8 protein-coding genes are annotated in these 10,478 nt (G+C 34.2%); 2 read left to right on the top strand and 6 right to left on the bottom strand.

Annotation, left to right across the window (positions count from 1 at the left end):
* Positions 1-225: 225 nt before the first annotated feature.
* The 5 genes from BUB80_RS21120 to BUB80_RS21100 all read right to left on the bottom strand — a co-directional run bounded on the left by BUB80_RS21120 (position 226) and on the right by BUB80_RS21100 (position 5,632).
* Complete coding sequence (locus BUB80_RS21120) at positions 226-1,053, bottom strand: GLPGLI family protein (RefSeq protein WP_073297464.1); 828 nt, start codon at positions 1,051-1,053, stop codon at positions 226-228.
* Between the two features lie 92 nt (positions 1,054-1,145).
* A complete protein-coding gene (locus tag BUB80_RS21115; RefSeq protein WP_073297461.1) occupies positions 1,146-2,507 on the bottom strand; it encodes an MATE family efflux transporter in 1,362 nt (453 codons plus the stop codon).
* Positions 2,508-2,619: 112 nt separating this feature from the next.
* Positions 2,620-3,804, bottom strand: a complete 1,185-nt coding sequence (locus BUB80_RS21110) for a sigma-54-dependent transcriptional regulator (protein ID WP_073297458.1) — start codon at positions 3,802-3,804, stop codon at positions 2,620-2,622.
* A 56-nt stretch (positions 3,805-3,860) separates the two neighbouring features.
* Entirely contained in the window at positions 3,861-4,520 is a 660-nt protein-coding gene (locus BUB80_RS21105; RefSeq protein WP_073297455.1) for a YggS family pyridoxal phosphate-dependent enzyme, read from the bottom strand.
* A gap of 245 nt (positions 4,521-4,765) precedes the next feature.
* On the bottom strand, positions 4,766-5,632 hold the full coding sequence (locus BUB80_RS21100) for a polysaccharide deacetylase family protein (protein WP_073297452.1): 867 nt from the start codon (positions 5,630-5,632) through the stop codon (positions 4,766-4,768).
* Positions 5,633-5,982: 350 nt separating this feature from the next.
* Here BUB80_RS21100 and BUB80_RS21095 point away from each other — a divergent pair, with 350 nt between their 5' ends.
* Together BUB80_RS21095 and BUB80_RS21090 are read left to right on the top strand one after the other, a co-directional pair.
* Positions 5,983-6,552, top strand: coding sequence for a Crp/Fnr family transcriptional regulator (locus BUB80_RS21095; RefSeq protein WP_073297449.1), 570 nt, complete (start codon positions 5,983-5,985; stop codon positions 6,550-6,552).
* Positions 6,553-6,641: 89 nt separating this feature from the next.
* Positions 6,642-7,319 carry a type 1 glutamine amidotransferase domain-containing protein gene (locus BUB80_RS21090; RefSeq protein ID WP_073297446.1) on the top strand — a complete coding sequence of 226 codons (678 nt, stop codon included), beginning with the start codon at positions 6,642-6,644 and terminating at the stop codon, positions 7,317-7,319.
* 159 nt (positions 7,320-7,478) lie between these two features.
* Here BUB80_RS21090 and BUB80_RS21085 read toward each other — a convergent pair whose 3' ends face one another.
* Entirely contained in the window at positions 7,479-10,325 is a 2,847-nt protein-coding gene (locus tag BUB80_RS21085) for a heavy metal translocating P-type ATPase (protein WP_073297443.1), read from the bottom strand.
* Positions 10,326-10,478 lie beyond the last annotated feature (153 nt).

Raw genomic sequence — 10,478 nt, 5'->3', positions numbered from 1 at the left:
ATACCATATTTCTTACGACATTCTGTAATTCCTAATTTACCGAATTCAATTTCTTTTACAATCTGAAGTTTCAAACTTAAACTGTAATCTTTCTGTGTACGCTTGACATAAAGCGTTTCTAAGTATTCTTTCATAACGATCATTTTTTTGTGTATCGCTATTTCAGGACTAGACAATGTAATAATAAAAAATCTGCGTGAAGTCTTCTTCACGCAGATTTTTTAATTAGTTGCTTTTGAATTGAGGTTCTTTATCTTTTTCAATATAGATGTAACGGTTTTTTATCCCATTTTGAAGCATTCCTCTTTTTTTATTAAGGTCTTCAATAGATTCTATACTTTCATTCTTAAATGTAGTTTTCTGTCCGTTTTTTATACCTTCTGAAAGCATTCTTGTTGGATTCTCGTAAATATCTTCAATGTAAGTGTTGAACTTTTGGTTGGAAATAGGAATCGCGGGTTTACCATAATGAGTTTCTAAAAATTGATGGGTATCATAATTGGTGTCTAGCTTTTTATTGCTAACCAGTTTATAGATGAAATTCTTATCAGTGTCTTCCAGAATAAAAATAAGTCCGGGAAGTCCTCGGAATTTATAAGGACCTTCTTTGATATTAACCTCATTGGAAAACCATGCATCCCATGTTCTTCCACCAAAATCGGTTGTTGCCTTTTGCAGTTTGTATCCGTTATATTCTTGGGTTTCCTGAAGAAGTTTCCACTTCATTTCATCGTTACTTTTTACAACGAAATATTCGAAAAAATCTCTGTACCAATTATTTTGAAACGAATTGGGAGCTCTTTCGATAACCTGATCTGTTTTTGTACTATAATGAGAAATTTCTTGGTTTCTTGCTTTGTTTACGGAATCATATTCTGCGAATTTCGTGTCGTAAAATTTTACTGATTTCGGGCTAATATCAAGATTCATGGAGGTTTTTCTGTAGTCTTCCGAACTATTTTTTCGAGACTGAAGCTCATAGATAAATCTGTTGGTTTGAGATTGGTAGAATGAACCTGCATATAAAGCCAGCAGGAATATCAATTTTTTCATGTTTTATTAATTATAATAAGTGCGCAAAAATAAAAAAGCTACGGAAAGTCCTAGACCTTTCGTAGCTTTTTTAGCAATTTATTGTTATTTATTTATGCATTCTGCTGCACTCTTTTCGCAGACATATTTAAAAATCGTTTAACAAGCATCACCGCAGAGATTGTTAATCCCAATCCTAATGCAATCCACATTCCAAATGCTCCCATTTCCATCGTTACACAAAGGAAATACCCTAAAGGAATGGTAATCACCCAATACGCAATAAAGGTATAAATAGAAGGAATTTTAACATCCTGTAAACCTCTCAACATTCCTAATGCTGTTACCTGAACACCATCTGAAAGTTGGAATAAAGCAGCAATAATCATTAATTTTGATGCCAGTTGAATTACTTCCACTTCTTCTTTTTTCGTGAAGAAAGTAGGAAGGATATCTTTACCAATGATGAAAACAATTCCACAAATACACATGAAAATAAAGGCAATTTTCAGGTTATTGATACCTACTTTTCTGAGTTCAACAAAGTTTTGTTCTCCCAGTTTTTTACCAACCATCACCGTTGAAGCAACACTAAATCCGATACATAAATTAAAGGTAAACGAAGCCATACTTAAGGCAATCTGGTGAGAAGCAATATCATGGGCAGAAATTAATCCACAAATAAAAGCTGCTCCAGCAAAAGCGGTTACCTCAAAGAACATTTGTAGAGCAGTAGGGAAACCTAGTCTCACCATTTTTTCAAACATTGCTTTTGTAAAAACCTGAATTTTTAACGAAAAGTCTTTGATATATTGTCTTGTTTTCTTCTCTTTTAAAAGCACATAGTATAAGAAAACGACCATGAAAATTCTGGCAATTAAACTAGCTAATGCGGAACCTTTTACGCCCATTTCAGGGAAGATCCAAAGTCCTTTAATGAAAACATAATTTAAAACAATGTTAATGACGTTTGCGATGATGGTAGCTTTGGTAACTCCAATGGTATAGGATAATCCTTCAGAAACTTCTCTTAACGTCTGAAAAGCCATGAAAGGTACAATGCTTACCGCCATAATTCCTAAAAAATGGACTGTATCAGGAACTATCTTTGCCGGTTGTCCCGAATGATAGAGGAGTGGAAGCCCTAAAAGCAGAACAGCCATTAAAATAATCCCTACCGTCATGTTAATAACGAATCCGTGACTGAAAACGGAATTAATTGTTTTGTGATCACCTCTGGACTGCGCTTCTGAAACCAATGGTGGAATCGCAAAAGAAAATCCCAACGCTAATACAAACATTGAGAAAAATACTGCATTCCCTAAAGAAACAGAGGCTAATGCATCAGCTCCTAATAATTTGCCGACAATAATATTGTCGAACAAATTCACCGAGACTTGCCCCACCTGTGTCAACATGACAGGAAGAGCCAGCGTCAGGCATTCTTTTGTATATTTTTTATCTAAAAATTTCATAATAGTTTATAGTTCATATAGTTTTAATCAAATTGGTCTTGTGCTTAAAAACAAAAAAATTGCAGTAACAAATGATACTGCAATTTTTAATATATTTAAAATAATAATTAAATTATTTCCTTACAAAACTTGCAACATCCTCTGCGGAAACAGTATTTCCACCAAGAATAATTAATCTTTCTACAACATTTCTTAATTCTCTGATATTTCCAGTCCAAGAAAGTACTTTCAATGCTTCAATAGCTTTATCATCAAATTTTTTCACGGCAGTACCATGTTCGTCAGCAATCATGTTCGAAAAATGGTCTACCAATAATTTGATATCCTCTTTTCTTTCATCCAATGGTGGAACATAGATTTCAATCACAGAAAGTCTGTGGTAAAGATCTTCTCTGAATTTTCCTTCTTCAATTTCCTTCTGCATGTTTTTATTCGTTGCTGCAAGAACTCTTACATCAACTTTAATTTCCTTGTCGCTTCCAACAGGAGATACTTTACTTTCCTGCAAAGCTCTTAAAACCTTAGCCTGAGCAATTAAACTCATATCTCCAATTTCATCTAAGAAAATTGTACCTCCGGTAGCTTGCTCAAATTTCCCTTGCTTATCTTTAATGGCTCCTGTAAAAGAACCTTTAACGTGTCCGAAAAGTTCAGATTCAATTAATTCAGAAGGTATTGCAGCACAGTTAACTTCAATCATTGGGCCTCTAGCTCTCTCACTTTGGTTGTGAATAGCATGAGCTACCAATTCTTTTCCTGCACCATTAGGTCCTGTGATTAATACTCTCGCATCAGATACAGCCACCTTTTCGATCATATCCTGAATCTTCTGTAATCCTGCAGATTCACCGATCATTTGGTACTTTTTATTAACTTTTTTCTTTAAAGTCTTATTTTCAGTCTGAAGATTTTTATTTTCTTTCTTCAATGTTTCTTTCACCAAAGCATTTTTTACGCTTGTAATCAAACGGTTGATGTCTATGGGTTTAGAAATGAAGTCGTATGCACCATCCCTTAAACAAGAAACAGCAGAATCAATGTCTGCGTGTCCTGAGATCATGATAAAAGTAGTTTCAGGTTTCAAAGCCAAACTTTGCTTTAAAAGCTCTGTGCCTGAAAGCTTAGGCATTTTAATATCGGAGATCACCAATGCGAAATCTTCTTTTTCTATTTGTTTATAGCCTTCTAAACCATCTTCGGCGATTACAAATTCGTAATTGGTAAGCTCGTCCGAAAGAATACTGTGAAGTACTCCGGAGATTGCTTTTTCGTCTTCTACAATAAGGATTTTTTGCATAGTTGCAAATTTAATTTTTTTGATTGAATTATTAGCAAAAACTATACCTAAATATTCTATTTTGAATAATCTCTTCTTCCGAAAATTGCCGATCCAACTCGTACGGAATTGGCACCACATTCAATAGCTGTCGGGAAATCATCACTCATTCCCATTGATAATGTTTCTAGTTTTTTTAGTTGATTTAATTCATCAAAAACTTTTTTCAAGATTAAAAATTCCTTTTTTACCTGATCTTCGTCATCTGTGAAAGTTGCCATTCCCATTAAACCGGTAATTTCGATATGAGGGAAATTGCCACTGATGTATTTTTGAAACAGATTTTTAGCCTCATTAATTTCAAGTCCGAACTTGCTATCTTCTGCAGCAATTTTTACCTGTAACAATATTTTGATAGAGCGGTTATGCTTTGCTGCTTCTTTATTGATTTCTGCTAATAGTTTCTCAGAATCAACACTTTGAATTGTGTCAATGAATTCCGCAATATATTTTACTTTATTGGTTTGTAGATGCCCAATCAGATGCCATTGGATATCTTTTGGAAGTAGAGGATATTTCTCTAATAACTCCTGAACTTTATTCTCTCCAAACACTTTTTGTCCCAACTCGTAAACTTCCTGAATAGATGAAACAGGGTGGGTTTTAGAAACTGCAACCAACTGCACATTTTCTGGAAGTTTATTTTTTATAGTATAATAGTTTTCTGTAATGCTCATAATTGCAAATTTCTGAATTTTAAAAGCAAAAAACTAATGAATTTGCAAAATTTTAGTCATAAAATATAATGTTGTAATTGTCATTGCGAACCGAAGGTGAAGCGATCTCTTACTATTCTCAATTTCTAAAACGAACATTAATGGTAAAAGTAAAACCTTGAAACATTAAGTTATAATAAGTTGTTAAGATGATTAAGCTTACATTGTTCCTTGATCAGAATGAGAATTATACTGCCTAAGTTTCGTTAATTCAAAATTTCATTGATCTTAGGATAAGCTGATATTTTTCTGAAAACAAATCTATTGGTTTTTTGAAGCTTTTCAATAAAGAGATCCAATTCATCAATAGAATCCGAGTCGGTTAAATATTGATCATGCGTAAGAAATACCAAATGTCTTGACGTTTTTTCTAAGTCATTATAGAAAATACTGTCTACTTTTTTCAACATTACCTGATGGTTTCCTTTCAGGGCCATTCTGTTGGTAGGTTTCCATTCCAAATCCCAACCGATTACTTTGTATCCCGCTTTTTTCAGGCTGTTTGCTGCAAGAGTTGAACTTTTGATATCCGTAGCGGTAATATTGTTAAGCCTCCAGATGTTTCTTCCGGGAGTTCTTGCAATTTTATCGGTTAGTTTTAAACTGTCTTTTGCAATGTCAAAATCACGAACTACAGCCTCAGGGTTTTTATAGAAATCTGTGTATTTATTGTGAGCGTGGGTATAGCTGTGATTGGCCAATTCCACTAAAGGATCTTTTTTTAAGAGTTCAATACCTTCTTTTTGCTTTTTACTTCCATAAGCATGTTGACCCACTAAAAAAGCGGTTGCGCATACATTTCTTTTGTTCAAAATCCTCAAAAGATTTTCGGTTCCCTGATTAGGGCCATCATCGAAAGTAAGGTAAATGACTCTTTTGTCTGAAGAAACATTTTCGTCATCAATAGTAGGAACTGTTTTTGCGACGGGATGGGCGTTGGAAATTATCTTATCAGATTCTTTCTTGTCTTTTTTCTGATCACAGCTGTTAAAGAAAATTGAAGTTGCACTCATCAATGCAAACATCCCAAGAAAAGTCTTGTTTATAGACTTTCCCGCAAAATTTTTTTTCATAAATGTTAATGGGAATTTAATTGTTAAAAATAGTTAAATTTTATGGTGTAATCCTAACAAATTATGTGCCACTATAGACTAAGATTTCACTTTTTAAGGATATTTTAATTAATTTATTTTTAGAGAGTTTTACTTTCTAATTCTTTGTATTATTATGTCTTTTTAGATAAAGATTTTATCATTTAAAATTAACACTAAAAGCCTTTAAGTAATATTGAATTTGTTGAATAGAATGGTTTATATTATTGATTTGAAAAGAGTGTGTTGTTTTGAAAATTCACGCTTTTAATTGATTAAAAAAAGAGGAAGGATTTGTATATTTGAAATAATAGAAAATAGGTAATTAGCTGATGAGTTTAGAACTAAGAAAGCATTTAGAAGAATTAATATCTCTTACAGACGAAGAGTTTGAGCATATTCATTCTTTCTTCAAATTTAAGAAACTTAAAAAGCACCAATACTTAATTCAGGAAAATGAATTGGTAACCACTATTTACTTTGTCACGAAAGGTCTGTTGAAAGCTTCTTTCATTGATAAAGAGGGCAAGGAGCACATTATTCAGTTTGCAATGGAGAATTGGTGGATATCAGATTTTCAGTCTTTTTATAATGGTATGCCATCAGTTATAAATATTGATTGTTTGGAAGAGGTGGAATTATGCTCTATCTCTAAAGAAAATTTAGAAAAGATGTGCTCAGAAAACCATAAGATGGAGCATTTCTTTAGGGTTAAAAATAGTTTTGGTTATGTTGCTTTACAACAGAGAATTTTATCTCTGTTAACTACCAACGCGAAAGAACGATTTGAGCAGTTTTCTCATCAATATCCTCAATTGATTCAAAGAATTCCCAAAGCTGTTATTGCATCTTATCTAGGAGTTTCAAGAGAGACGTTGAGTAGGATTTCAAATAAACTGTGACATTCATCACACGAAATACGTGATGTAAGTCCTGTTTTCAAAAGACAAATAAGGCCAACTTTGTATTATTAATTATTAAAAATAACAAAATGAACAAGAAAGTTTTATTCGTGCTTACGAGCCACGACCAATTAGGAAATACAGGTTTGAAAACCGGATTTTGGACAGAAGAATTAGCTGCTCCATATTATGCTTTATCAGATAAAGGAGTAGATATCACGATTGCATCTCCAAAGGGTGGTTTACCGCCTATCGATCCTAAGAGCGAAGATCCTTCATCTCAAACGGATGCTACCCGTAGAATGGATAAAGATGCTGTTTTAATGGATAAATTAAAAAATACAACTCCATTATCTGAGGTGAAAATCGAAGATTTTGATGCTGTATTTTATCCTGGAGGTCATGGTCCTTTATGGGATTTGGCTGAAGATAAAATTTCGCAGCAGCTAATTGTTGATTTTTATACAAGCGATAAACCTGTAGGATTTGTATGTCATGCTCCCGGAGTTTTGAAAGACGTAAAAATAAACGGGGAATATTTGGTTAAAGGTAAAAATGTTACCGGATTTACCAATACAGAAGAAGATGCTGTGCAACTTACGGATATAGTTCCTTTTTTAGTAGAAGATATGCTGAAAAAGAATGGTGGGATTTATAGTAAAATAGAAGATTGGAATCCTTATGCGGTGGTAGATGGAACATTGGTGACAGGTCAAAATCCTGCTTCTTCTGAAAAAGTTGCCGAAGAATTATTGAAGCTTTTATAAGGAAGATATATTCAATACGATTTAATACAAATAATTCCCCAAGATAATCTTCTTGGGGAATTATTGTTTTTCTCTCGAAGGTTATTCTGACCTTTTTATTATGCTTAAAAGATTAAGACACAATCATCTGCCAAATCAACTAGATCAGCGAGAGATAATTTATTTAATATTCAAATCAACCGAATTCAATCGTAATGAATTTAATATCACTGATAATGAACTGAAGCTCATCGCTGCAGCAGCAATCATTGGTGATAATAGAATTCCAAAAAATGGATATAATAATCCTGCCGCAATCGGAACTCCCAACACATTGTAAATGAAAGCAAAGAATAGATTTTCTTTGATGTTTTTCAGTAGTTTTTCACTTAATAATTTGGCTTGGGCAACACCAAGAAGATCTCCTTTTAATAAAGTGATTTCAGAGCTTTCAATCGCAACATCCGTTCCGGTTCCCATAGCAATCCCGATATTAGCTTGTGCTAAAGCAGGGGAGTCGTTGATTCCGTCACCAGTCATGGCTACGATTTTGCCTTCTTTTTGAAGCTTCTTGACTTCATTTAATTTATCTTCAGGAAGACAGTTAGCTTTAAAATGTTTGATTCCCAATTCATCAGCTACAGCTTTTGCAGTGTGTTCGTTATCGCCTGTCATCATCATAACATCAATGCCTTCGCTGATTAACTGATGAACCGCTTTTTTAGAACTCTCTTTAATTTTATCCGTAAAACTAATGAAACCTAATACCGAATTGCCTTCAGCAACATAAGAAATCGTATGAGCTTTTGATTGAACTTCAATCGCTTTTTGTTTAAGATTTTCTGGAATTGAAATTTGATTGGAGGTTAACAGCGTTTCATTTCCTAAATAAACTGTTTTTCCATTGATGCTTCCTTTCACTCCTTTTCCTGAAATGTTTTCAAATTGTTGTACTTTTTCAGCCGCAATATTTTGTTCTTTTGCTTTCTTAATTACTGCATTAGAAAGAGGATGTTCTGAATTCTGATTCAATGAAAAAGCCAATTGTAAAAGCTGATTTTTATCTTCATTATTCACTGTTTCAATATATTCTACAGAAGGTTTTCCTTCTGTTAAAGTTCCTGTTTTATCCGTAATTAAAACGTTTACTTTATTCATGTGTTCAAGTGCTTCGGCATTTTTAATTAAAATACCATTCTTAGCACCTTTTCCAATTCCTACCATTAAAGACATTGGCGTTGCGAGGCCTAAAGCACACGGACAGGCCACAATTAAAACTGCCACGGCATTTACAAAAGCAAACAGAGTTTTTTGTCCTTCCGGGCCGAAAAACTGCCACAGAATGAACGTAAGAACGGCGATCAAAATAACAGCAGGTACAAATACTTTAGCTACCTTATCAGTCAATTTCTGAATGGGGGCTTTGCTTCGGCTGGCATCATTCACCATTTTAATGATCTGTGAAAGTAAGGTTTCATCGCCCACTTTTTCAGCTTTCATAATGAAAACCTGATTTCCGTTAATGGTTCCTGAAGATACTCTGTCATTGATTGTTTTCTCAACAGGAATTGGTTCTCCCGTGATCATGCTTTCGTCTACAATAGAATTTCCTTCTGTAATTTTTCCGTCAACAGGAATTTTTTCGCCCGGTTTTACTTTTAATAAATCTCCGATTTTCACTTGAGAAAGCAAAACTTTTTTATCTTCTCCATTAACCATCAAATTGGCTTCATCAGGAGAAAGACTCATTAATTCCCGGATGGCATTTCCTGTTTTTTTATGGGCAGCAGCTTCCATTAACTGACCTAAAATAACAAGTGTTAAAATAACAGTAACCGCCTCGAAATATAACGGGATTTCATGATTGTGACCTCGGATTTCATGCGGCATAATATCAGGAAATACTAAAGCGACAATACTGAAAATAAATGCTGCGGCAACCCCCAAAACAATTAAGCTGAACATATTTAAGTTCCATGTTTTGAATGAGACCCAGCCTCTTTTCATTAAAAACCATCCTGAATAAAACAGAACAGGCAGCGTTAAAATCAATTCAATAATGCCTTGAATCTGATGAGAAAAAGGAAAATTAATAAACATCCCACCCATCGAAAGAATGAAAACAGGAATGGTAAAAGCCAGAGAAATAATGAATTTACGTTTTAAAATATTGTAAGTTTCATCCTCTTCTTCATCTCCACTGTCGGGCATTCTTACCAGATCCATTCCGCAGATCGGGCAGTCCCCAGGTTCATCATGAATTACTTCAGGATGCATAGGGCAGGTGTATTTTGCGACCTTCTTTTCGGGATATTTTACTAAATCCATTCCACAAACAGGGCATCCAACGTTACTGTCGTACACCTTGTCTCCTTCACAATACATGGGACAGAAATATTTCCCTGCCATTTCATCTGTAACTTTTGGAGCTTCATGATGGTGACTGTGGCTGTGGGAATGAGCATGTGTATGCGAGGCTGAATTTTTAACCAAATCTTCTGTAATCTCCTCCAAGTGCATATGACAAACGGGGCAATCGTCTTTTTCGTCATACACTTTATCACTTTCGCAGAACATTGGGCAATAGTATTTCCCTATATTGTCTTTAAAGTTTTCCGGTAAATGGGAAGAAGAATAAGTAGGCTTGTGATTGGGGTCTTTTGCTAATTTTTCCTCGATGGGAACAAGATACATATTGCAATCAGGGCATCTTTCTCCTTGCTTGAAATATACTTTATCGCCTTCACATTCCATTGGGCAGTAATATACCGAAGATGGGGAAACTCGGTCTTGAGGCTTTACAAAAGCTTTGTCAGGGGTGTTTGGATCTTCTAATCTATATTTTCCAATTTCTTCTAAGGCTGTATTTAAAGTAGAAAGTTTAATGTCTTTATCAGAAGTGATTGTTGCTGTATTGTTTTCCAGATTGATGTCAGCTTTTATATCTTCGAGGCTATTCAGCTTTTCGGATATTTTTTTCTGACAACCGGAACACGTCATTCCGAGTATTTTATATTGTTGTTCCATGATCCTAAATTTATAGTACAAATTTCCAAAATGAAAGTGGAAGCTTGTTATAAATTTAAGGATAATGTTTATAAAATTAGGTTGGGGCTTTTGAGTTGTAGAGTTTGAGCGTGGGAGAGTTTTTAAGTTATAGGGTTTCAGTATGGGAGAGTT

The organism is Chryseobacterium polytrichastri, from assembly GCF_900142445.1.
GTDB lineage: Bacteria > Bacteroidota > Bacteroidia > Flavobacteriales > Weeksellaceae > Chryseobacterium > Chryseobacterium polytrichastri.
The sequence above is the reverse complement of the archived record's forward strand: the minus strand, read 5'-3'. Positions and strand labels throughout refer to the sequence as shown.

Bases quoted from the DNA above. Each gene is read 5' to 3' on its own strand.
- BUB80_RS21120 (WP_073297464.1), bottom strand. From the start codon at position 1,053: ATGAAAAAATTGATATTCCTGCTGGCTTTATATGCAGGTTCATTCTAC.
- BUB80_RS21115 (WP_073297461.1), bottom strand. From the start codon at position 2,507: ATGAAATTTTTAGATAAAAAATATACAAAAGAATGCCTGACGCTGGCT.
- BUB80_RS21110 (WP_073297458.1), bottom strand. From the start codon at position 3,804: ATGCAAAAAATCCTTATTGTAGAAGACGAAAAAGCAATCTCCGGAGTA.
- BUB80_RS21105 (WP_073297455.1), bottom strand. From the start codon at position 4,520: ATGAGCATTACAGAAAACTATTATACTATAAAAAATAAACTTCCAGAA.
- BUB80_RS21100 (WP_073297452.1), bottom strand. From the start codon at position 5,632: ATGAAAAAAAATTTTGCGGGAAAGTCTATAAACAAGACTTTTCTTGGG.
- BUB80_RS21095 (WP_073297449.1), top strand. From the start codon at position 5,983: ATGAGTTTAGAACTAAGAAAGCATTTAGAAGAATTAATATCTCTTACA.
- BUB80_RS21090 (WP_073297446.1), top strand. From the start codon at position 6,642: ATGAACAAGAAAGTTTTATTCGTGCTTACGAGCCACGACCAATTAGGA.
- BUB80_RS21085 (WP_073297443.1), bottom strand. From the start codon at position 10,325: ATGGAACAACAATATAAAATACTCGGAATGACGTGTTCCGGTTGTCAG.